The 21,563-nt window shown below is 61.3% G+C and carries 27 protein-coding genes; 15 read left to right on the top strand and 12 right to left on the bottom strand.

All coding sequences use genetic code 11. The features are described from left to right. Positions 1-33 precede the first annotated feature (33 nt). From C1896_01415 to C1896_01370, 10 genes are all read left to right on the top strand, one after another. The gene (locus tag C1896_01415; GenBank protein AZZ43701.1) at positions 34-804 is read left to right on the top strand and encodes a bifunctional demethylmenaquinone methyltransferase/2-methoxy-6-polyprenyl-1,4-benzoquinol methylase UbiE; all 771 of its coding nucleotides are present in this window, start codon (positions 34-36) and stop codon (positions 802-804) included. Beyond that, on the top strand, positions 804-1,427 hold the full coding sequence (locus C1896_01410; GenBank protein ID AZZ43700.1) for an SCP2 domain-containing protein: 624 nt from the start codon (positions 804-806) through the stop codon (positions 1,425-1,427). The genes C1896_01415 and C1896_01410 overlap by 1 nt, the downstream gene beginning before the upstream one ends. Next, positions 1,424-3,034 (top strand): ubiquinone biosynthesis regulatory protein kinase UbiB, encoded by a 1,611-nt coding sequence (locus tag C1896_01405; protein AZZ43699.1) that lies wholly within the window; start codon positions 1,424-1,426, stop codon positions 3,032-3,034. Before C1896_01410 ends, C1896_01405 begins: the two co-directional genes overlap by 4 nt. Positions 3,035-3,083: 49 nt before the next feature. Next, the gene (locus C1896_01400; GenBank protein AZZ43698.1) at positions 3,084-3,479 is read left to right on the top strand and encodes a phosphoribosyl-AMP cyclohydrolase; all 396 of its coding nucleotides are present in this window, start codon (positions 3,084-3,086) and stop codon (positions 3,477-3,479) included. After that, positions 3,472-3,804: a phosphoribosyl-ATP diphosphatase gene (locus C1896_01395; protein AZZ43697.1), complete on the top strand. Its 333-nt coding sequence runs from the start codon at positions 3,472-3,474 to the stop codon at positions 3,802-3,804. Before C1896_01400 ends, C1896_01395 begins: the two co-directional genes overlap by 8 nt. Positions 3,805-3,828: 24 nt before the next feature. Further along, positions 3,829-4,059: a twin-arginine translocase TatA/TatE family subunit gene (locus C1896_01390; protein AZZ43696.1), complete on the top strand. Its 231-nt coding sequence runs from the start codon at positions 3,829-3,831 to the stop codon at positions 4,057-4,059. 6 nt (positions 4,060-4,065) lie between these two features. Beyond that, entirely contained in the window at positions 4,066-4,455 is a 390-nt protein-coding gene (gene tatB / locus C1896_01385) for a twin-arginine translocase subunit TatB (GenBank protein AZZ43695.1), read from the top strand. Next, complete coding sequence (tatC, locus tag C1896_01380; protein AZZ43694.1) at positions 4,452-5,255, top strand: twin-arginine translocase subunit TatC; 804 nt, start codon at positions 4,452-4,454, stop codon at positions 5,253-5,255. Before tatB ends, tatC begins: the two co-directional genes overlap by 4 nt. After that, complete coding sequence (locus tag C1896_01375; GenBank protein ID AZZ43693.1) at positions 5,252-5,959, top strand: 16S rRNA (uracil(1498)-N(3))-methyltransferase; 708 nt, start codon at positions 5,252-5,254, stop codon at positions 5,957-5,959. Before tatC ends, C1896_01375 begins: the two co-directional genes overlap by 4 nt. Positions 5,960-6,060: 101 nt before the next feature. Further along, complete coding sequence (locus tag C1896_01370; GenBank protein ID AZZ43692.1) at positions 6,061-6,480, top strand: hypothetical protein; 420 nt, start codon at positions 6,061-6,063, stop codon at positions 6,478-6,480. A 21-nt stretch (positions 6,481-6,501) separates the two neighbouring features. Here the strand turns inward: C1896_01370 and C1896_01365 are convergent, their stop codons facing one another. Both C1896_01365 and pip read right to left on the bottom strand, forming a co-directional pair. After that, positions 6,502-6,939, bottom strand: coding sequence for a D-tyrosyl-tRNA(Tyr) deacylase (locus C1896_01365; protein ID AZZ43691.1), 438 nt, complete (start codon positions 6,937-6,939; stop codon positions 6,502-6,504). Beyond that, entirely contained in the window at positions 6,939-7,910 is a 972-nt protein-coding gene (gene pip / locus C1896_01360) for a prolyl aminopeptidase (protein AZZ43690.1), read from the bottom strand. The genes C1896_01365 and pip overlap by 1 nt, the downstream gene beginning before the upstream one ends. 77 nt (positions 7,911-7,987) lie before the next feature. Here pip and C1896_01355 point away from each other — a divergent pair, with 77 nt between their 5' ends. Then, positions 7,988-8,419 carry a hypothetical protein gene (locus C1896_01355; protein ID AZZ43689.1) on the top strand — a complete coding sequence of 144 codons (432 nt, stop codon included), beginning with the start codon at positions 7,988-7,990 and terminating at the stop codon, positions 8,417-8,419. A 26-nt stretch (positions 8,420-8,445) separates the two neighbouring features. On the opposite strand, the gene C1896_01350 is transcribed toward C1896_01355, so the two are convergent. From C1896_01350 to C1896_01330, 5 genes are all read right to left on the bottom strand, one after another. Further along, complete coding sequence (locus C1896_01350) at positions 8,446-8,991, bottom strand: lipocalin (protein AZZ43688.1); 546 nt, start codon at positions 8,989-8,991, stop codon at positions 8,446-8,448. A 9-nt stretch (positions 8,992-9,000) separates the two neighbouring features. Next, the gene (locus C1896_01345) at positions 9,001-9,255 is read right to left on the bottom strand and encodes an outer membrane protein assembly factor BamE (GenBank protein AZZ43687.1); all 255 of its coding nucleotides are present in this window, start codon (positions 9,253-9,255) and stop codon (positions 9,001-9,003) included. 93 nt (positions 9,256-9,348) lie between these two features. Then, positions 9,349-9,951 carry a DUF924 domain-containing protein gene (locus tag C1896_01340; protein AZZ43686.1) on the bottom strand — a complete coding sequence of 201 codons (603 nt, stop codon included), beginning with the start codon at positions 9,949-9,951 and terminating at the stop codon, positions 9,349-9,351. Positions 9,952-9,953: 2 nt separating this feature from the next. After that, positions 9,954-10,964 carry a class 1 fructose-bisphosphatase gene (locus C1896_01335; protein AZZ43685.1) on the bottom strand — a complete coding sequence of 337 codons (1,011 nt, stop codon included), beginning with the start codon at positions 10,962-10,964 and terminating at the stop codon, positions 9,954-9,956. A gap of 210 nt (positions 10,965-11,174) precedes the next feature. Further along, complete coding sequence (locus tag C1896_01330) at positions 11,175-13,634, bottom strand: glycogen phosphorylase (protein ID AZZ43684.1); 2,460 nt, start codon at positions 13,632-13,634, stop codon at positions 11,175-11,177. 202 nt (positions 13,635-13,836) lie between these two features. On the opposite strand from C1896_01330, the gene C1896_01325 reads away from it, so the two are divergent. The 3 genes from C1896_01325 to C1896_01315 all read left to right on the top strand — a co-directional run bounded on the left by C1896_01325 (position 13,837) and on the right by C1896_01315 (position 15,873). Then, positions 13,837-14,241 (top strand): Fe-S-oxidoreductase, encoded by a 405-nt coding sequence (locus C1896_01325; GenBank protein AZZ43683.1) that lies wholly within the window; start codon positions 13,837-13,839, stop codon positions 14,239-14,241. A 131-nt stretch (positions 14,242-14,372) separates the two neighbouring features. Beyond that, a complete protein-coding gene (locus C1896_01320; GenBank protein AZZ43682.1) occupies positions 14,373-14,825 on the top strand; it encodes a thioesterase in 453 nt (150 codons plus the stop codon). A 259-nt stretch (positions 14,826-15,084) separates the two neighbouring features. Beyond that, positions 15,085-15,873, top strand: coding sequence for an amino acid ABC transporter substrate-binding protein (locus C1896_01315; protein ID AZZ43681.1), 789 nt, complete (start codon positions 15,085-15,087; stop codon positions 15,871-15,873). A 22-nt stretch (positions 15,874-15,895) separates the two neighbouring features. On the opposite strand, the gene C1896_01310 is transcribed toward C1896_01315, so the two are convergent. Together C1896_01310 and C1896_01305 are read right to left on the bottom strand one after the other, a co-directional pair. Continuing rightward, positions 15,896-16,591 (bottom strand): carbonic anhydrase, encoded by a 696-nt coding sequence (locus tag C1896_01310; protein ID AZZ43680.1) that lies wholly within the window; start codon positions 16,589-16,591, stop codon positions 15,896-15,898. Positions 16,592-16,719: 128 nt separating this feature from the next. After that, the gene (locus tag C1896_01305) at positions 16,720-17,628 is read right to left on the bottom strand and encodes a glutaminase (protein ID AZZ43679.1); all 909 of its coding nucleotides are present in this window, start codon (positions 17,626-17,628) and stop codon (positions 16,720-16,722) included. 320 nt (positions 17,629-17,948) lie between these two features. On the opposite strand from C1896_01305, the gene C1896_01300 reads away from it, so the two are divergent. Continuing rightward, positions 17,949-18,344: a hypothetical protein gene (locus C1896_01300; GenBank protein ID AZZ43678.1), complete on the top strand. Its 396-nt coding sequence runs from the start codon at positions 17,949-17,951 to the stop codon at positions 18,342-18,344. Between the two features lie 91 nt (positions 18,345-18,435). On the opposite strand, the gene C1896_01295 is transcribed toward C1896_01300, so the two are convergent. The 3 genes from C1896_01295 to oadA form a co-directional block, all read right to left on the bottom strand. Further along, complete coding sequence (locus tag C1896_01295; protein ID AZZ43677.1) at positions 18,436-18,738, bottom strand: transcriptional regulator; 303 nt, start codon at positions 18,736-18,738, stop codon at positions 18,436-18,438. A 2-nt stretch (positions 18,739-18,740) separates the two neighbouring features. After that, the gene (locus tag C1896_01290; GenBank protein ID AZZ43676.1) at positions 18,741-19,682 is read right to left on the bottom strand and encodes a sodium-dependent bicarbonate transport family permease; all 942 of its coding nucleotides are present in this window, start codon (positions 19,680-19,682) and stop codon (positions 18,741-18,743) included. A gap of 63 nt (positions 19,683-19,745) precedes the next feature. Next, positions 19,746-21,563 carry an oxaloacetate decarboxylase subunit alpha gene (gene oadA, locus C1896_01285; protein AZZ43675.1) on the bottom strand — a complete coding sequence of 606 codons (1,818 nt, stop codon included), beginning with the start codon at positions 21,561-21,563 and terminating at the stop codon, positions 19,746-19,748.

Here is a 21,563-nt window from a genome sequence, read left to right as displayed (position 1 = left end):
AGAATGCCGGCACATTCTTCCGGTGACAGTGACATGACCGATCCCCGCAAAGAGCGTGACGCAGAAGCCACCACCCACTTCGGCTACAAGAACGTGCCGGAGAGCGAAAAAGCGCAGAAGGTGGCAGAGGTATTCCATTCTGTAGCCGCCAAGTACGACCTCATGAACGACCTGATGTCCGGCGGCGTGCATCGCCTCTGGAAGCGCTTCACCATCGAGCTGTCCGGTGTCCGCCACGGCAACCGGGTGCTGGATATCGCCGGCGGCACCGGCGACCTGGCGCGCCAGTTCTCACGCATTGTCGGGCCGACCGGCGAAGTCGTACTGGCCGACATCAATGCCTCGATGCTCAAGGTTGGACGTGACCGCCTGCTGGATAAAGGCGTGGCCGATAACGTCAAGTTCGTTCAGGCTGATGCCGAAAAGCTACCGTTCCCGGACAACCACTTCGATGTAGTTACCATCGCCTTCGGCCTGCGCAACGTGACGCACAAGGAAGACGCCATCGCGTCCATGCTGCGCGTGCTCAAGCCCGGCGGTCGGCTACTGGTTCTGGAGTTTTCCAAACCGACCAACCAGCTGTTCTCCAAGGCCTACGACGCCTACTCGTTCAGCCTCCTGCCGATGATGGGCAAGCTGATCACCAACGACTCCGAAAGCTACCGCTACCTAGCCGAGTCGATCCGCATGCATCCGGATCAGGAAACCCTGAAGGGCATGATGGCCGACGCCGGCTTCGAGCGCGTCACCTACCACAACATGACCGGCGGTATCGTCGCCCTGCACCGCGGCATCAAGCCCTGATGCTGCGCGCTGCCCTGCTGGCCGGCGCCGAGCGCGGTCTCAATGGCGTTCTGCGCCTGGATCCGACCGCCCTTCCGCGGCTGGCCAAGCTCAGTGGTCGAATCATAGAAATCGACTGCACGGCACCGGCTTGGAAACTGTTCATCCTGGCCGATGCCGATGGCCTGCGGTTGGCAACGCAATGGGGCAGCGAGCCGGATTGCCGCTTGCGCGCTTCCGCCACGGATCTGCTGCGCCTGGCGACCAACCGCAACAAGACGGCCATCCTGCATGGCCCGGATGTCGAAATCGAAGGCGACAGCGGCGCGCTGATGAGCCTCGCCGAAGTGCTGCAGGATCTCGAGCTGGACTGGGAATACGAGGTGTCGCGCTGGCTGGGTCCGGTTGGTGCGCATCTGCTCGGTTCCAGCGCTCGGCGTCAATCCGCCTGGTTGCGACAAACTACCGATAGCCTGCAGCAGAACCTGGCCGAATACCTCAGCGAAGAATCACGCACACTGGTCGGCATAGCCGAGGCTGAAGCGCGCTTCGCTGAACTCGACCGCCTCAAGCTCGACCTCGACCGACTCGAAGCCCGCATCGAGCGGCTCACCCACTTCCAGAAACCAGACCGACCCGAATGAAGCTGTTCGCCGCGGCTCGCCGCCTGTTTCGCATCCTGCTGGTGGTGATCCGCTACCGCCTGGACGACATCATTCTCGACCTGCCGATGCCATGGTGGCTGCGTGCGACCAGCTACCTGCTGCCATGGCGCTGGCTGCCACGCCGGCGCACCGAACTCTCTCGAGGGGCTCGCCTGCGCCTGGCGCTGGAAGGGCTTGGCCCGATTTTCATCAAATTCGGCCAGATTCTTTCGACCCGACGCGACCTCCTGCCGCTCGACATCGCCGAAGAGCTGGCCATGCTTCAGGACCGCGTACCGCCGTTCGACTCGGCAGTCGCCACAGCACTCATCGAACGTGAGCTGGGCGCGCCAGTGGGCGAAGTGTTCGCCCGATTCGACAGCAAGCCGTTGGCGTCCGCCTCGGTTGCCCAGGTGCACGCCGCCAAACTGCGCAGCGGAGAAGAGGTGGTGGTCAAGGTGGTGCGACCGAACCTGCGACCAATAATCAGCCAGGATATTGCCTGGTTGTTCCTGCTGGCGAAAACCGCCGAGCGTGCCTCCAACGAGGCCCGCCGCCTACACCTGGTAGAAGTGGTCGACGACTACGCCAAGACCATCTACGACGAACTCGACCTGCTGCGCGAAGCGGCCAACGCCAGTCAGCTCAAGCGCAACTTCCAGGGTTCTCCGCTGCTTTACGTCCCTCAGATCTACTGGGATTACTGCCGCCCGCAAGTACTGGTGATGGAGCGCATCTACGGCGTGCCGGTGACCGACATGAAGCGTCTGGCCGAGCAGCGCACCGACATGAAACAGCTGGCCGAGCGCGGCGTGGAGATTTTTTTCACCCAGGTCTTCCGCGACAGTTTCTTCCATGCCGACATGCACCCCGGCAACATTTTCGTCAGCACGCACCAGCCGTGGAACCCGCAGTACATCGCGGTCGACTTCGGCATCGTCGGCAGTCTCACCCCGGAGGATCAGGACTATCTCGCACGCAACTTGATGGCCTTCTTCCGACGCGACTACCGCAAGGTGGCACAGCTGCACATCGACTCGGGTTGGGTGCCGGCAGAAACCAAGGTCAATGAATTCGAGGCGGCAATCCGTACCGTCTGCGAGCCAATCTTTGAAAAACCGCTAAAGGACATCTCCTTCGGTCAGCTGCTGGTCCGCCTGTTCCAGGTCGCGCGCCGCTTTAACATGGAAGTCCAGCCGCAGCTGGTCCTGCTCCAGAAAACGCTGCTCAACATCGAAGGCCTGGGCCGTGAGCTCTACCCGGAACTGGACCTATGGACCACTGGCCAGCCTTACCTCGAGCGCTGGATGCGCGAACGCATGAGCCCGAAACAGCTGTTGAAGAACGCCCAGGCGCAGATCGAACAGCTGCCGCACCTGGCGGGCATGACGCGCGAGCTGCTCGAGCGCATGTCGGGACCTCACGCGAACAACCTGCCGCCGCCCTGGCGCGAACACCATCATCACTGGCCATTGCGTCTGGTCGGCGCCGCGTTGCTAGCCGGGGGCGCCACGCTGGCGGCGGCGGCCGAGAGTATTTCCGCGCTGGCGACCTGGCCCGCCTGGCTGATGCTGGCGGCCGGCATCTACATCGTGGTGCGCCGATAGCCAGCGGTCGGGCAGGCTGGCACACTGAGCGTACAGAGTGGAGAATCCGATGAACTGGCTGGATCAAATCAACTGGAACGAAGACGGGCTGGTACCGGCGATCGCCCAGGACCATCAGACCGGGCGCATCCTGATGATGGCCTGGATGAATCGCGAAGCGCTGGAGCTGACCACCACGGAGAACCGCGCCATCTATTGGTCACGTTCGCGTGGCAAGCTGTGGCGCAAGGGGGAGGAATCCGGCCACGTGCAGAAGCTGCACGAGCTGCGCCTGGACTGCGACGCCGACGTGATTGTATTGATGGTCGAACAGCTTGGTGGCATTGCCTGCCACACCGGGCGTGAAAGCTGTTTCTACCGAGTCTTCGAGAACGGTGATTGGAAGACTGTCGAACCGGTCCTCAAGGACCCGCACGCGATATACGCAGAGCACACACATGAGTGATACCTTTTCCCGTCTGGCCGAGGTGCTGGAAGCCCGCAAGGGCGCCGCGGCGGATAGTTCCTATGTGGCCAGCCTCTACCATAAGGGACTCAACAAAATTCTTGAGAAGGTCGGCGAGGAGTCGGTGGAAACCATACTGGCCGCCAAAGACGCTGCCGCAAGCGGTGACGCCAGCGACCTGATCTACGAAACCGCCGACCTCTGGTTTCACAGTTTGGTAATGCTGGCCGCGCTAGATCAGCATCCACAGGCGGTTCTGGACGAACTCGACCGGCGATTCGGTCTCTCTGGGCATGCGGAAAAAGCCGCGCGCCCACATTCCTGATAGACAACTTCGGAGTACTGCAGCATGGGTTTTGGTGGAATCAGCATCTGGCAGCTCCTGATCGTTCTGCTCATCGTGGTCATGCTTTTTGGCACCAAGCGCCTCAAGGGCATGGGCTCCGACCTTGGCGATGCGATCAAGGGCTTCCGCAAGTCCATGGGCACCGATGAGGAAAAGCCCAGCGTCGAAGAAAAGCAGAGTCACACCATCGATGCCGAGGCCCGCAAGGTCGAAGATCCGACAAAGAAGAACTGAGGCGCCATGTTCGATATCGGCTTCACCGAACTGCTGCTGATCGGCCTGGTTGCGCTGTTCGTTCTCGGCCCTGAGCGCTTGCCTGGTGCGGTGCGCACCGCAGGACTTTGGATTGGGCGCGCCAAGCGAAGCTTTGCCAACATTAAGTCCGAGGTCGAGCGCGAGATCGGCGCCGATGAGATTCGCCGTCAGCTGCACAACGAGCGCATCCTCGACCTTGAGCGGGAAATGAAGCAGAGCATCATGCCCAGCTCGCCCAGCGCCAACAGCACACCATCCCCGCAATCGGCCACGCCGCCACCGGATGCCAGCCATCTCGAAGAGGCTGCGTCCACAGAAGCCAAACCCGCCGACACGGCCCCCGTACCTCGCCCGGACAAATCGCCTGAGCCATGAGCAATACATCCATTGATGATCAGGAAATGCCGCTGATTGCCCACCTGACCGAATTGCGCAAGCGGCTACTGCGCTGCGTGGTGGCGATACTGCTGCTGTTTGGCGGGTTGTTTTACTTCTCCCAGCAGATCTACGCGCTGGTGGCCGCACCGCTGCGGGCCTACCTGCCAGAAGGCGCGACGATGATCGCCACAGGCGTGGCCTCGCCGTTCCTGACGCCGTTCAAGCTGACGATGATGGTGGCGCTGTTCCTGTCGATGCCGGTCATCCTGCATCAGATCTGGAGCTTCATTGCGCCCGGTCTGTACAAGCATGAAAAGCGCGTTGCGGTGCCGTTGCTGATCTCCAGCATCTTCCTCTTCTACGGCGGCATGGCCTTCGCGTACTTCGTGGTCTTCCCGATCATGTTCGGCTTCTTTGCCAGCGTGACGCCCGAAGGCGTGGCGATGATGACCGACATCGGTCAGTACCTCGACTTCGTGCTGACATTGTTCTTCGCTTTTGGCGTGGCGTTCGAAATCCCGGTAGCGACCTTCCTGCTGATCTGGGTGGGCATCGTCGACGTAGCCACCCTGCGCAAAAGCCGTCCCTACGTTGTGGTCGGCTGCTTCGTCGTTGGCATGGTGTTGACGCCACCCGACGTGTTCTCCCAGGCTTTGCTCGCTGTGCCTATGTGGATACTGTTCGAGGCCGGTCTACTCTGCGGCAGTATGGTGAAGAAGCGCGAAGAAGAATTTCGCGGTGATGCAGACGGCAGCGAGCCCGACCCCGGCGATCAACCACCCGTTTCACGTCCGTGAATCTGTTGCTGCTGGAGGCGGCCGACTTTGTCGCCGCCGATCGGGTAGTTCTGCGTGACCGCCGTCTGACACACCTCCATGAGGTTCACCGCGCCGAGGCGGGAGAGTGCCTGAGGGTCGGACTGCTAGGCGGCCAAATGGGCCAGGGACAGCTGCTGCGTCTGGACGCCAAGGAAGCCGAACTCAAGATCGAGCTGCAGCAAACCCCGCCAGCCAAATTGCCCGTTACTCTGCTGTTGGCCTTGCCCCGGCCGAAGATGCTGCGCCGCGTGCTGCAAACGGTAGCCAGCATGGGCGTGCCCAAGCTTGTCTTGCTTAACAGCTACCGCGTAGAGAAGAGTTTCTGGCAGACCCCTTTCCTCGAGCAGCAGGCTATCCGCGAACAGCTGCTACTCGGACTGGAGCAGGCCCGCGATACCGTGTTGCCTGAAGTCATCATAGAGAAGCGCTTCAAACCCTTCGTAGAAGATCGCCTGCCACAGCTGGTTGCCGGTACCCGCGGCCTGGTCGGCCACCCAGGCGACTACCCGGCCTGCCCTCGCGCACTGAGCGAGCCGGTGACGCTGGCTATTGGTCCCGAAGGCGGCTGGATACCGTACGAAGTGGAGAAACTGACCGAGGCCGGCCTGCAGCCAGTGCAGCTTGGGGATCGCATTCTGCGAGTTGAGACCGCCGTCAGCGCCCTGCTGGCGCGCCTATTCTGAAGATCATTTAGCCGAGATGCGACGCGGTACCGATGAACGTAGTGCACGCAAGCGGTGCATACGGGTCAGAGCCTGTGAACCCCTCAATCATAGTTGTAGCCATGCGACCCTTGACCATAGATCTTCACCGCCTGGAATACGCCCTGGAAAACCGCGACGCCAGCGAGCATTACCTGGACCTGGAGTCCGGCCAGATTCAGGCGGTTTTCCCCGGAGAAGCCGCCCCAGGTGCCGACGAAAAATATGATGTGCAAGAAGATCGCTATTTAGACATCGAGCCTCTCGGGCTGGCACAGTCGATCGCGATGCGTGAAGCCTTCCTATTTACCCAGCACGACCCCAACGCCCATGCCGTCCTTGCCAATGCCTTGCAGGGACGCAAGCCGCTGCGGACGTTCGACTTCAAGCTGGAAGACTTTCCGGATGTTCGCCAGGCCTGGCTGGACTATCAGGCGGTGCAGTTGCGTGAATACGCTATAACCTGGCTGCACGAAAACGGGCTCGAATCGTCGAAACGCTGACCTAGCCCCGCCGCCTTATCCTCAGCTTTCCAGCAGGAAGGTCACCGGCCCGTCGTTCTGAAGATAGACCTGCATATCGGCACCGAAACGGCCGCAGGCCACATTCGGATGCTGCAGACGCGCCTGACCGACCAGATAATCGTAGAGCTCTTCGCCCAGCTCTGGAGGCGCAGCAGTTGAGAAGCTCGGCCGTAGACCACTGTTCGTGTCCGCCGCCAGGGTGAATTGAGAAACCAGCAACAGACCACCACCGACGTCAGAAAGTGAGCGGTTCATCTTGTCGTTCTCGTCGCTGAACACTCGGTATCGCAACAGCTTGTGCAGGAGCTTATCGGCACGCGCTCGATCATCCTCCCGCTCGACCCCGACCAGCACCAGCAGGCCCTGATCGATCGAGCCGATCACCTCGCCAGCCACCTCGACCCGCGCCTGACGCACGCGCTGGATCAATGCCTTCATCAGGCCTCCTCAGGGGGCAGGTCGAGCAGGCGCTGTGCTATCTCGGCCGCGGCTCGGACCAGTGCATCGCAGATGCCATGTTCGGATGCTGAATGGCCAGCCTCGCGAATGATCTGCAGCTCACTGTTGGGCCAGGCCTCGTGCAGCGCCCACGCATTGTCCAGCGGGCAGATCACGTCATAACGGCCATGCACGATGATGCCCGGCAGGTGTGCAATCTTGTGCACGTCGCGCAGTAACTGGTTCGGCTCAAGAAATGCTTGGTTGACGAAGTAATGGCACTCGATACGCGCCATTGCCAGCGCACGATGAGTATCGGAGAAACGATCGACTACCTGAGTATTGGGCCGCAGCGTGGCCGTGCGTCCCTCCCAGCAGGACCAGGCCTTGGCCGCATGCATTTGGGCGATCTGGTCGGTACCGGTCAGACGCTTGTAGAACGCCTGCATGAGATCGCCGCGTTCTTCTGGCGGAATCGGGGCGATGAAGTCCTGCCAATAATCTGGAAACAGGCGGCTAGCGCCTTCCTGATAGAACCAGTGGAAGTCCTCCGGCCGACAGAGAAAGATGCCCCGCAAGATGAGTGCATGGACACGCTCAGGAAAGGTCTGGGCATACGCGAGCGACAGCGTCGAACCCCAGGAGCCGCCAAACAGCACCCACTTGTCGATGCCGAGAAATTCGCGGATGTGCTCCATGTCCGCGATCAGGTGCGCCGTGGTGTTATTTTCGAGGCTTGCATGGGGGGTGGAACGACCGCAGCCACGCTGATCGAACGTGATGATTCGGTATAGGTTGGGGTCGAAGAAGCGACGACTCAGCGCATCACAACCACCGCCTGGGCCACCGTGAACGAACACAACAGGCAGGCCCTCCGGCGACCCACTCTCGTCGACGTAAAGCACATGCGGCGCTTCGACCGCCAGCTCATGCCGGGCGTAGGGTTTGATCTCCGGATACAAGGTTTGCATGGCACACTCCATGATCGGTACGCGGGTTAGGGCCGCCTGACGTTTCCGGCATCATAACGAGGTTCGAGAGGTTAGGCATGCCCGTATGGAAATTAGCCGTCGCGTTCATGGCGGTAGCGCTGATGCTGGTCGGATGTGGTCGCGATGATCCAGAGGCTGCGCTGCAGGCGGCTGTTGAATCGCTGCAGGAGAGCATCGAAAGCAAGGACACCTCACGCCTCATGGACCTCGTTCACCAGGAGTTCAGCGCTAACCAAGAGGCGGATCGGGACTGGGCAAGACGCACGGCTACCTTGATGTTCCTACGTCATCGCAACGTGAACGTCATCGCACTCAACAGCCGCAGCTGGATTGACCCGACCTACCCGGACAAAGGCTACAGCGAAGCACAGGTGGCGCTGACCGGTGCCGAAGCCCTCCTGCCTCAGCGGCTCGGGCATTACAATGCCCGGCTCGAATGGTGGCTAGCCGATGGGAAATGGCAACTGGCTCGATTGAACTGGGACTAGCCGACCTGCCCTTGCGAAATGGCAACTCAGCCCGTTTCACCGCGCCAGATCAGCTCGCTGGTGTCATAGCCACGCTTACGGGCCTCGTCGAGCAACCGGTCCCGGGTTGCATCATCGATCTCCTTTTCTCGCGATAGCAACCAGAGGTAATCCCGATCAGGACTGCCGACCAGCGCCACACTGTAGTCATCGGCAAGATAAAGGATCCAGTAATGTCCCTTGGTCAGGCCCGGGAAAAGGTTGCTGAACCAGTTGTCGAAGCGAACCCACAGCTTGTCCGTCTCGCCCTTCTGCTGTGGTACCGCCTCCCCCGTGGCCTCCTGCTGTTCACCATCTTCGGTTTCGCAGCGATTGCTCACCGCCATGCTGCCGTCATCCTGCAGCCGGTAATTCGCCTGCGAGCGCACGCAGTTGCGCTGAAAAAACATCGGCAGGCGCGCCTGCTCGTACCAGGTGCCTTGGTAGCGTTCCAGATCCACCTGTCCGGCCGTCTCAGGACCGTTCACGTTACTGCCGGAACCTGCGCACCCGGCGATCAGTAGTGCAGTGAAAAGCGCAACGAACAGGCGCATACGAGCTCCTTATTTCAGACCTTGGCCCGAAAACATCATGACTTTGTCACCCGCGAACTGGATGCTGATAAAGCGGTTTTTCTGCCCCCAGGTGCAGCTCGACATGCCCAGCGCGCCGGCGCACTCGCCTGGCTTGCCCAATAGCTTTTCGACCTCTGCACGGGACATCCCCGCCTGCAACTTGGCGAAGTTTTCCTGCGTCACCGGACTGCACGCAGCCAACAGCACGACAGCGACGACCAGCGATACATAGCGCAACGACATGTCGGATTCCTTTTTTCGAGTCAACGGCTGGCCTTGCTTGGCCTTGCGGTAACAGATAGAAAACAAGCCGCCCAGGATGGTTCCTCAGCAGGACTAGAAGCCTGAACCAGGCCCAGCGAGAAAAGTCTGTTCAGCCTCGCTTGAGCTGCGACCCAGAATGGCATTGCGATGAGGAAAGCGGCCGAAGCGAGCAATGACCTGCCGATGGCGTTCAGCAAAGTCGAGGAAATCGGCAAACAGCTTTTGCTCGCCCGCATCGGCGATACCAAGGAGCTGCTCGAACTGCTGCACGGCCTGATCCTGCACGCTGAGATTTTCTGTGTGTTCAAGCACAAGGTAGATGAATACACGCTGTATAGGCGCCAGCAGGACATCGCCGCCGTGAGCCATGCCGTCCCGCACGAGCTGCAGCGCGCGCTCGTCACCGGCGAATGCCTTCGGCGTGCCGCGATGGATCATGCGTGGAAGCTGATCAAGGAGAAGGACAAGTGCGAGCCAGCCATGTGGCGACTCGGCCCACTCGATCAGCTCGCCTGCGAGTGCGCGCTCGGCGAGAGCACCGAAACGCTCGCGGGCTTCTTCATCCTGTTCGGGCTTGTAGCCGAACCAGAGGCCATTCTTTGCGCCAGCTATCTCAGTAGCGGTGGTGCCTTCACCGAACCACCAGTTCAGCAATTCCTGTGAGGGCGAGGTCATCTTCAGGCCTTGTGGTAGCCAGTGACACGCTCGACTTCTTCTTTAGACCCCAGGAACACTGGCACACGCTGGTGCAGCGACTCGGGCTGGACGTCGAGAATGCGCTGAGTGCCTGTGGTTGCCGCGCCGCCGGCCTGCTCGATGATAAAGGACATCGGGTTGGCTTCGTACATCAGGCGCAGCTTGCCGGCCTTGCCTGGCTCGCGGGAATCGCGTGGGTACATGAACATGCCGCCACGGGTCAGGATGCGGTGCACGTCGGCCACCATCGAAGCGATCCAGCGCATGTTGTAGTTCTTGTTCAGCGGGCCTTCGTTGCCGGCCAGCAATTCACTCACGTAGCGCTGTACCGGTGCTTCCCAGTGACGCTGATTGGACATGTTGATGGCGAACTCAGCGGTGCTTTCCGGCACACGGATGTTTTCATGAGTCAGCACGAAGCTACCCAGTTCGCGGTCGAGGGTGAAGCCCATGACGCCGTTGCCCAGCGTCAGCATGAGCATGGTCTGCGGTCCGTAGATCGCATAACCGGCTGCAACCTGCTTGGTACCTGGCTGGAGGAAAGCCTCCTCGCCAAGGGCGTCATTTTGGGAGAAGCACGCGTCTGGGCAGCGCAGGACGGAGAAGATGGTGCCGACCGACACATTAACGTCAATGTTGCTGGAGCCGTCCAGCGGGTCGAAGACCAGCAGGTAGGCGCCTTTCGGGTACTTGCCAGGAATCTGGTAGGCGTTGTCCATTTCTTCCGAGGCCATACCGGCCAGGTGACCGCCCCACTCGTTCGCTTCGAGCAGGATTTCGTTGGAAAGGACGTCGAGCTTCTTCTGGACTTCGCCCTGGATGTTCTCGGTTTCGGTCGCCCCGAGAACGCCGCCCAATGCGCCTTTGGAGACGGCGTGGCTGATTTCCTTGCACGCTCGAGCCACTACTTCGATAAGGAAGCGCAGATCTGCAGGGGTGTTGTTGCTGCGGGTCTGCTCAATCAAGTAGCGACTCAGGGTTACGCGTGACATGGAATGGCTCCGGAGGGATGGATAAGCCCGCGCAGTTTAGCAGGCCAGGGGGAAACTAACCCTCCCTCAGACCTGTCGACAGGGCGCAGAGTTCAGCGAAGCGGCAAAGTGCCTGCAAACCATGTCTTCCCTCTTCCCGGAACCCCCTCCCATCATGCAGAAGCGGCGGCGGTCCGATCCATCATCCCGCCAAGCCGCTCCACTTTGCCATCAGAGCACTTTCCAGATCTCCTGGGCATATTCGCGGATGGTACGGTCCGACGAGAACCAGCCGGTGCGTGCGGTGTTGAGCACCGCCGAGCGCCACCAGCTGTCCGCATCGCGCCAGCGCGCCTCGACTTCCAGCTGCGCCTGCCAATAGGCCTCGAAGTCGGCACAGACCATGAAGGTATCGTGCCACTTCAAGCCATCGATCAAGGCGGTATAGCGGCCCGGATCTTCAGCCGAGAAGGCACCATTGCGGATCGCCATCAAGACTTCGTTGAGCCGCGGCGAGCCGATGATGGTGGCTTCGGCGTTGTACTCGTTGGCCTGTTTGCGCGCCTCTACCTCCTGCGCGGTCATGCCGAAGATGAACATATGCTCGGCACCGATCTGCTCGCACATTTCGACGTTGGCACCATCCAGCGTGCCGATAGTCAGCGCGCCGTTCAGTGCGAATTTCATGTTGCTGGTGCCCGACGCCTCGAGCCCTGCGGTGGATATCTGTTCGGACAGGTCGGCGGCCGGGATGATGCGTTCGGCCAGACTGACGTTGTAGTTCGGCAGGAATACGACCTTCAGCAACCCACGCACGGTCGGATCATCGTTGATGGTCCGGGCGATATCGTTGGTCAGCTTAATGATCAGTTTGGCCGTGTGATAACTGGCCGCCGCCTTGCCGGCGAAGATCTTCACGCGCGGAATCCAATGGCCGCCCGGATCGGAGCGAATCGCCTGATACAGCGCGACGGTATGCAGCAGGTTCAGCAATTGACGCTTGTATTCGTGGATGCGTTTGACGTGCACATCGAACAACGCGTTCGGATCGACGCTGATCCCCAGCCGCTCCTGAATCATGCGCGCCAGCAACTGCTTGTTGCCCAGGCGCTGGGCGGCGAAGCGGGCACGGAAATCCGGCTGATCGGCGCAGGGCTCCAGCTGGCGCAGCAGCGTCTCCGGTGAATCAAGCAGTTCTTCACCCACATGATCGACCAGCAGACGGGTCAGCTGCGGGTTGGCCTGATACAGCCAACGGCGGAAGGTGATGCCGTTGGTCTTGTTGCTGATCCGCTTGGGATAAAGCGAATGCAGGTCCGTAAACACCGTCTCGCGCATCAGACCTGTGTGCAGTGCTGAAACACCGTTAACACAGTGCGAACCGAGAAACGCGAGGTTGCCCATGCGTACGCGGCGACCGTGGCCTTCTTCGATCAGCGAGACCGAGCGCAGCAGGTTTACGTCGTGGATACCTCGCTCACGCAACGCATCGAGGTGCTGGGCATTGATCAGGTAGATGATCTGCATGTGCCGCGGCAGCAGGCGCTCCATCAGCCCTACGGGCCAAGTTTCCAGCGCCTCGGGCAGCAGCGTGTGGTTGGTGTAGGACAGGGTGCCGACGGTCAGCTCCCAGGCCTTGCGCCACGGCACTTCATGCACGTCCACCAGCAGGCGCATCAGCTCGGCAACGGCGATCGCCGGGTGCGTATCGTTGAGCTGGATAGCGGCGAATTCCGGGAGATTCATCAGCGTGCCGCGCTGATCCAGGTGCCGGCGCAGCAGGTCCTGCAAGGATGCCGCAACGAAGAAATATTCCTGGCGCAGACGCAGCTCCTGCCCCGCTTCGGTGCTGTCGGCGGGATACAGAACACGGGAAATGCTTTCAGCGCGCGCTTCCTCAGCGACCGCGCCGATGTGGTCGCCGGCGTTGAAGCGTTCCAGATGGAAGTCCGCCTCGGCCCGCGCACGCCACAAACGCAAGGTGTTAACGCTGGCACCGCGCCAGCCCACGACCGGCGTATCGTAGGCAATGGCCCGGACCCCTTCGGCCCAGTGCCAGAAATGCTTGGGCTGATCAGAGCTGCTGCCATCCGACGGCATCGCCGCCACGCTGCCGCCGAAGCCGATCAGATAGCTGACTTCGGGTCGCTCGAATTCCCAAGGATTGCCAAAATTCAACCAGGTCTCGGTCTGCTCGTGCTGCCAACCATCGACGATCGCCTGGCGGAACAGGCCGTGATCGTAGCGGATTCCATAGCCGTGCGCGGCCACACCGAGGGTCGCCATGCTTTCCATGAAACAGGCCGCAAGCCGCCCCAAGCCACCATTACCCAGCGCGGCGTCAGGCTCGAGCACACGAATACGCTCGAAGTCGACGTCTACGCCGGCCAGCGCCTCGCGCGCCACATCGAGCAGGCCCAGGTTGCTGAGGCTGTCGGTGAGCAGACGGCCTATGAGGAATTCCAGGGAGAGGTAATAGACCCGCTTCTTGCCTTCTCGATAGCCCTGTCGAGTACGGTCCATCCACTGGTCGATCATACGGTCACGCGTGGCCAGCGCCACCGCCTCGAACCAGTCATGATCGGAGGCATGCTCGGGGTCCTTACCGATCGAATAGGTCAGCTTGCTGATTACATTTTCACGAAAAGCTGCGACCTCATCGGCGTTGGGAGCAGTCGTTTCTTGCGTCATGGACAGACCTCGTGCAGCGGGTGAAAGGATACGAAGCATTCATGGCGGCTCCAGGCCGCCTCAAAAAACGGCAATACAGACAGGTTTGCAGGTTTCAGCAGCATCTGGGCGACCGTCTGTCCGGCGTTCGACTCGTCGGTTTCGCTGGAAATTCCACCCCGTGTCGCTATGATCGCGCGCCGCCATTACCGATACCGCCGCCGTGAAGACACGTTTGATCGCTTCTGCCGACCCCGAGCGCCTTGAAACCTGGGCGCGATACAGCAACGGCCTGTGCCGAGACTGCCACGCCACGTGTTGCACTTTACCGGTCGAGGTGCGGATCGATGACCTGATACGCCTCGAAGTGGTCGACGCCTTCGAGCGTGACGAGCCGCTCAAGGGCATCGCCAAACGCCTGAGCAAAGAAGGCCTCGTTGAACATTTCAATCAGAAGCACGGCATCTTCACTCTGACCCGACTGGCCAACGGAGACTGTGTTTACCTCGATCGCAAGACACGCTTGTGCACGGTCTATGCCAAGCGCCCCGATACCTGCCGCAACCACCCGCATGTCGGGCCAAGGCCCGGCTACTGCGCGTATCAGCAGAAAACCGCAGCGCGCTAACGCCGCCTTCCAACCCATCCGAAACGTCGGAAAACGGCCGCTAAAAAGCGCCGCCGAAACTGGCAATATCGTGACTCAGCAGTCATGCTTGGCGTCTGCCTGTATCCGCACACGTTAGGAATCCACCCGGCATGAGCCGCGATAGCCGCTACCTGGAAGCCATTCTGCACCACGACATCCCACTGACCCGGGCGATGGGCCTGCGCGTCGAGCATTGGGAAAATCATGAGCTGCGCCTGAAGGTCCCGCTGCAAGCGAACATCAACCACAAAAGCAGCATGTTCGGTGGCAGCCTCTACTGCGCCTCGGTGCTGGCTGGCTGGGGCTGGCTGCACCTGCGCCTGCGCGAGGCCGGGATCGACGATGGCCATATCGTCATTCAGGAAGGCCAGATCGACTATCCGCTGCCCGTGATGGATGACGCCACCGCTGTCTGCTCGGCCCCGGACGATAGCGCCTGGGAGCGGTTCGAGACGATCTACCGTCGCCGTGGCCGTTCGCGCCTGACCCTGCACAGCCGCATCCTGGCTGCTGATGGCCGGGACGCAGTGCGTTTCACCGGCCAGTTCGTGCTGCATAAGTAAACGCAGCCGCACCCCTCTGCCCTGCCAGGGTGCGCCGGGCTGCTACAGCCCGCGCGCACCGTTGACCGCTGACTGCCCAAACGCCCGCGCAACTACTGGGAAGCGGCGGGCTGTCGCCGGCTGTTCGGTCGTGGCCCATCGTAGGCAATTGCCAGACGTTACGGCGCTAGCAAGCTACCGCTAGGACTGGCATGCGAGCGAACGCCGGACTACGCTGCACCTGCCAACAATAAAAATACAGCGTCAAGGAGCCGATGCCATGGGCCTGTCCCGTAACGTCATTCTATTGCTCAGCGTTCTGCTCGCCCTCAGCGGTGCCGCGCACGCCGAGGTGCCGAAGAACTATCAGATCATCCTGCAGACCGACAACTTCCCACCCTTCAATATGGGGCCAGCGCACAAGAACTTCGCTCGCGGTGATGAGGTGCAAGGCATCGCCACCGACACCGTGCGGGAGATCTTCAAACGTGCCGGCATCGGCTACAACCTGACGCTTCGCTCGCCCTGGGACCGCATCTACAACCAGACCCTCACCGACACCGGTCACGGGTTGTTTTCCGTCACCCGTACGGCGCAGAACGAAGGCTTATTCAAGTGGGTCGGGCCACTGGCCCGCTACGAAAGTGTGCTGCTTGCGGCGGCGGACAAGCACATCGACCTCAACTCCCTGGCCCAGGCCCAGGGGCTGGAAATCGGCGCGCAGAAAAGCAGCGGCATCAGCCAGTACCTGGATCAACAGGGGCTGCGCCCGATCGACAGCCTCAGCGAAGACGAAAACCTGCGCAAATTGCTCAGCGGCCGCCTCGATCTCTGGGCAACGGCTGATCCGGTCTGGCGTTACCAGGCCAAAGAACAGGGCGCAGAAGGCCTCAAGCCAGTGCTGAGTTTTCGAGCTGAAGACCTGTACCTGGCGCTGCACAAGGACACGCCCGACGAAGCCGTCGAACGTCTGCAGAGCGCACTCAATGATGTCATTGGCGAGGGCTATGCCGGCTGCAGCAAGACCCCCGACCTCTGCTATCTGATACGCGATCGCAAGGTGCCCTGAGCGCACCGGGGTCGCGAGGCGCTCAGACGTAGCGTGACTTCGGTGTGGCCATCGGCAGTGGGCCGTCGCCGATCAGACGGAACTCGCCCTTTGCTGCATCGTAGGCGCGGATTTCGCTGGTGCCGATGTTGTACACCCAGCCATGAATGAACAGCTGCCCGCTGGCCAACCGCGCCGCCACCGACGGGTGCGTACGTAGATGGTCGAGCTGGGCCAGTACGTTCTCCTCGGTCAGCACGCCAAGGGTGTTGTGGTCGGCGCAGCCGCAATTTTCCTCGACCACCGTCCTCGCCACTTCGGCGTGTCGCAGCCAGCTGCGTACGGTCGGCATCCCGTCGAGGCTCGAGGGATTCAGCACGGCTTTCATCGCGCCACAATCTGAATGGCCGCAGACGATGATGTGATGCACGCCAAGCGCCATCACAGCGAACTCGATGGCGGTAGACACGCCGCCATTCATGATCCCGTAGGGCGGCACGATATTGCCGACATTGCGGGTCACGAACAGGTCGCCCGGCGAACTCTGGGTGATCAGCTCGGGCAGGATTCGCGAGTCCGCGCAGGTGATGAACATGGCCCGCGGCGTCTGCTCGTGGGCCAGCTTGTTGAACAGCTCACGCTGCTCCGGGTAGATGTCTTCACGGAAACGAATGACCCCCGCGATCAGGTTGTCGAGCGCCTCCTGCGCTGTTTCGGTCGTCTTGTCATCGAGACTCATAACACGATCTCTCTTATGGTTTGGTTAGGTACGACGTTGCACGCATCAGGCCGGACACTGCACAGATGTGACAGACCGTAACGAACGCCGGGGGCTTGCCTCGACGCGATGAATCCGTATCGCTGGTCTCAAAAGATAGACCAGCCGATGCGCTGCGAGAGCTTCTCCAGTGCCGCCATGCCGATCAGTGAATTCCCAGCCTGGTTCAGTTCCGGTGACCAGACGCAGACCGTGAAGCGCCCCGGCACGACCGCGACGATGCCGCCGCCTACGCCGCTCTTGCCAGGCAACCCGACGCGGTAAGCGAAATTCCCTGCCTCGTCATACAGACCGCTGGTGGCCATGATCGCATTGACCTGTTTCGCTTGGCGCGGCGCCAGCACCGGTTCGCCGCCTGCCAGGCAAGCGCCGTCACGAGCTAGAAAGCCAAACGCACGGGCCAGGTCGACGCAGCTCATGCGCAGCGCGCAATGATGGAAGTAACTGCGCAGCACCGCCTCGACATCATTGTGGACGTTACCGAACGCCTGCATCAGATACGCCATCGCGGCGTTACGCGCGCGATGCTGGTATTCCGATTCGGCTACTACCGAGTCGGACACGATCAGCGGATTGCCCGACAGATGCCGAACGAAATCGCGCATGGACAGTGCTGGCACGGCGAAGCGCGACTGGTTGATGTCGCAAATCACCAGCGCCCCGGCATTGATGAACGGGTTGCGTGGTATGCCACGCTCGAACTCCAGCTGTACCAGCGAGTTGAACGGCTGCCCAGACGGTTCGTGACCCAGGCGCTCCCACAACGACTCGCCGCAATGCTGAATTGCCTGCACCAGGCTAAAGACCTTGGAAATGCTCTGGATCGAAAACGGCGTCTTCGCATCACCGGCGTGGTAAAGCTCACCCTCGGCGCTGTAGACCGCGATCCCCAACTGATCAGCCGGTACGTGCGCCAGCGCCGGAATGTAGTCGGCCACCTTGCCTTGGCCGAGGAGCGGGCGGACTTCGTCGAGAATCTCGCTCAATAGGTTTTGCATGACATCCTCATGAAAATGGCGCGATGCACACCAGGCTACTAGACGCCGCTAAAACCGCGGTCATCACAATACGAAAAGGTGCGTCTGTTTCATGAGTCCAACCGCAACGCCTCACGTTCCGAACCCTGCTCTAGACAGCCTGCCGAGCCCCCTGCTCGAACGCGGACTGAAGACAATCGAGGCTTCACAGCGCATTCCGGCGGAACTGGCGCTCGACACAATCACCCTGTTTTCGCGATCACGATAGGCTCCGGTATAGTGCCGCCCGCTTCACGGGGCACGGCCTGTGCCTCGGGCGTCAAAACAAGGAAAGAAAACAGATGAAACTGAAACGTGCGGCGGGCCTGCTGGCGCTCGCGATGGCAGTGAGCGGCTGCTCCACCGCGACCTACTTCAAACTGCCCGAGAACAGCAAGGTCTCGGTTTATGAACGGCCGCAGCAATATTCCCAGGGTCTGGTCAAGACGCGTCCGTTCTTCTGGACCGCCGCTGGCGGCATTCCCTACAAACTCAGCAGCGAAAACGGCGAGCTGCTGCAGCAAGGCAAGCTGCGCGCGCGCTTCCGCGTCGCCTCCATTTTCTGGCCGCCAGGCGGCATCATCTATTGGCCGATGGGGTTCGGTCAGCGCTGCTATGACCTAACCGGTGCCGAGCCGCTCAGCTGCACCCACGGCGACCTGAAGAATCTTCGCAGTCAGCGCCGTCTAGACCGCTAGATTCCAGCGGCACATCGCCTCGGCATGCACCGAGGCGATGGATCGTTCCAACGCTTGAAGCTCGTCTAGCCGATGGCGCGAGACCAGTCGGTTAAAACTTTTCCGGGCGCAACACCTCAACTTCAGCCAGATAGCAGACCATGGCGAAGTTATCGTAATAGCGCGCCTGCAGATGCTCTGCGATGCGTTCGGCCAGCTCGCGGTTGCAGATGATCTCCAGGCGGATGTTGCCTTCGGTATCCCATTCGGCGCTGCGCACACCACGGCTGCCTCGCCCGCGCGCTTCGGACAGCGTCCAGCCCGGTGCGCCGAGGTGGTCGAGGTCGGCTACCAGTTTCTTTTCCAGCGCTGCTTCGCAGATCACAGTAAGCAGGGTTCGGGTTGCGATTGTCATGTCTACAGCCCCCAGGCGATCAGGGTTTCGGCCAGCGCGAGATACAGCGGAATGCCGACCAGAATGTTGAACGGAAAGGTGATCCCCAGCGACGCGGTGAGTGACAGCGAGGGGTTGGCCTCAGGCAATGCCAGTCGCATAGCCGCCGGCACCGCAATATAGGAGGCGCTGGCGGCCAGCGTGGCGAGCATGGCAGTGCCCCCGAGCGACAGGCCCATCAGTCGCGCCAGCAGCGCACCGATTACAGCGCCGACCAGTGGCATGCCCAGGCCGAACACCGCCAGCCGCAGGCCATAGCGGCGCAGGGAGCCCATCTGGCCGGACGCAATCAACCCCATCTCCAACAGGAAGAGTGCGAGCACTGGCTTGAACATGCTGGTGTAGAACGGCTCGAGCGGCTTGATCCCCTCCTTGCCGGCGATGGCGCCGATGATCAGTCCGCCCAGTAGCAGCATGATGCTCTTGCCGAGAAAAATCTCCCGCCCCAGCTCCTTCCAATGTGTATCGCGGCTGATCCCCTTGGCCAGGATTATGCCGATAAGGATCGCCGGAATTTCCAGGATCGCCACGAACAGCGGCATGTAGCTTTCGAAGGCGATTTTGTTGGCCAACAGAAAGGCCACTACCACGGCAAAGGTACCGGCACTGACCGAACCGTAGTGCGCCGCCACGCTGGCCGAGTCGACCCGCGAAAAGCCCAGCAGCCGCAGAAACGGAAACGCCAACAGCGGCAGCGTACAACCCAGCAGCAACACAAGCGCGGACTGGCCCAGCAGCGCTGCGCTGGCTTGTTCGGCCAGCTCGACACCACCGTGCAGACCGATCGCCAGCAGCAGCAGAATGGACAGCGTGTCGTACAACGCCGGTGGCAGCTTCAGCTCACTCTTCACCAACCCGGCAAACAGGCCGAACAGGAAGAACAGCACTACTGGGTCGAGCCCCATCGATACCTCCCGGATTCATTGAACAGAAAAAAGGGAGCCTTTCGGCTCCCAGAGGACAACTGCTTAGGCTTCGATCTCGATAAGAAGATCGCCGGGGGTCACCCGGTCACCTTTGGCCACATGCACCGCTTTCACCTTGCCGGCGATCGGCGCCTGGATCTCGGTTTCCATCTTCATCGCTTCGCTGATCAGCACCGCCTGGCCGGCCTTGACCACGTCGCCCTCCTTGACCAACACGTCGACCACGTTGCCCGGCATGCTGGTGCTGACGTCGCCTGGACCGTTGGCCTGCTTGCGCTGACCACCACTGCCGCCGCCGACGAAGTTGTTCAACGGCTCGAACACCACTTCTTCCGGCATGCCATCGATAGAGAGGAAGAAGTGCCGCTTGCCTTCACCCTTCACGCCGACGCCGGTGATATCGACGCGGTAGGTTTCACCGTGCACATCGATGACGAACTCGGTCGGCACGCCCTGCGCACCGGCTGCAGTGGCCGTGCTGCCGTCAGGAATCGGCAATAACGCTTCAGGCATCAGCGTGCCGGCCTCGCGCTCCTCAAGAAACTTGCGGCCGATCTCCGGGAACATGGCGTAGGTCAGCACGTCTTCTTCGGATTTGGCCAGCGCGCCGATTTCCCGCCGTAGCTTGTCCAGCTCTGGCTTGATCAGATCAGCCGGGCGCACCTCGATGAGCTCTTCGCCGCCGATGGCCTGGCGCTGCAGCTTGGCGTCGATGGTGCCCGGCGCCTTGCCGTAGCCGCCTTGCAGGTAGAGCTTCACCTCGTTGGTGATGGTCTTGTAGCGCTCGCCGGCGAGCACGTTGAAAAACGCCTGAGTTCCGACGATTTGCGAGGTGGGCGTCACCAGCGGCGGGTAGCCCAGGTCCTTGCGCACGCGCGGAATCTCGGCCAGCACTTCATCCATGCGGTTGAGCGCACCCTGCTCCTTGAGCTGGTTGGCCAGGTTGGAAATCATCCCGCCCGGCACCTGGTTGACCTGCACGCGGGTGTCGACGCCGGTGAAGTCGCTCTCGAACTGGTGGTATTTCTTACGCACCGCATAGAAGTACAGGCCGATCTCCTGGATCAGCTCCAGGTCGAGACCGGTGTCGTAGGGCGTGCCGCGCAGCGCCGCGACCATCGACTCGGTGCCAGGGTGGCTGGTGCCCCAGGCCATGGACGAGATGGCCGTGTCGATGTGATCCGCACCGTTTTCGATGGCTTTCAACTGGCACATGCTGGCGACACCGGCGGTGTCGTGCGAATGGATGAACACTGGCAGGTCGACCTCGGCCTTCAGCGCGCGGACCAGATCACCCGTGGCGAACGGCGTCAGCAAACCGGCCATGTCCTTGATGGCGATGGAGTCGACGCCCATGTCGCGCATCGCCCGTGCCTGTTCGACGAACAGCTCGACGGTATGCACTGGGCTGGTGGTGTAGGCGATGGTGCCTTGCGCGTGCTTGCCGGTCTTCTTCACGGCACGGATGGCGGTCTCCAGATTCCGCACGTCGTTCATCGCATCGAAGATGCGGAACACGTCGATGCCATTTTCCGCCGCCTTGGCGCAGAACGCCTCGACCACGTCGTCGGCATAATGCCGGTAGCCCAGCAGGTTCTGTCCGCGCAGCAGCATCTGCAACCGGGTGTTGGGCAGCGCCGCCTTGAGCTGGCGCAGGCGCTCCCAGGGGTCTTCTTTCAGAAAACGCACGCAGGCGTCGAAGGTAGCGCCGCCCCAGACTTCGAGGGACCAATAGCCGACTCGGTCGAGCTTGTCGCAGATCGGCAGCATGTCCTCGGTGCGCATGCGGGTGGCCAGCAGCGACTGGTGGGCGTCACGCAGGATGGTGTCGGTAACGGTGATTTTCTTCTGAGTAGTCAT

It is taken from the genome of Pseudomonadaceae bacterium SI-3, assembly GCA_004010935.1.
GTDB lineage: Bacteria > Pseudomonadota > Gammaproteobacteria > Pseudomonadales > Pseudomonadaceae > Stutzerimonas.
Note: the sequence above shows the minus strand (reverse complement) of the source record. Positions and strands in the feature narration are given on the sequence as shown.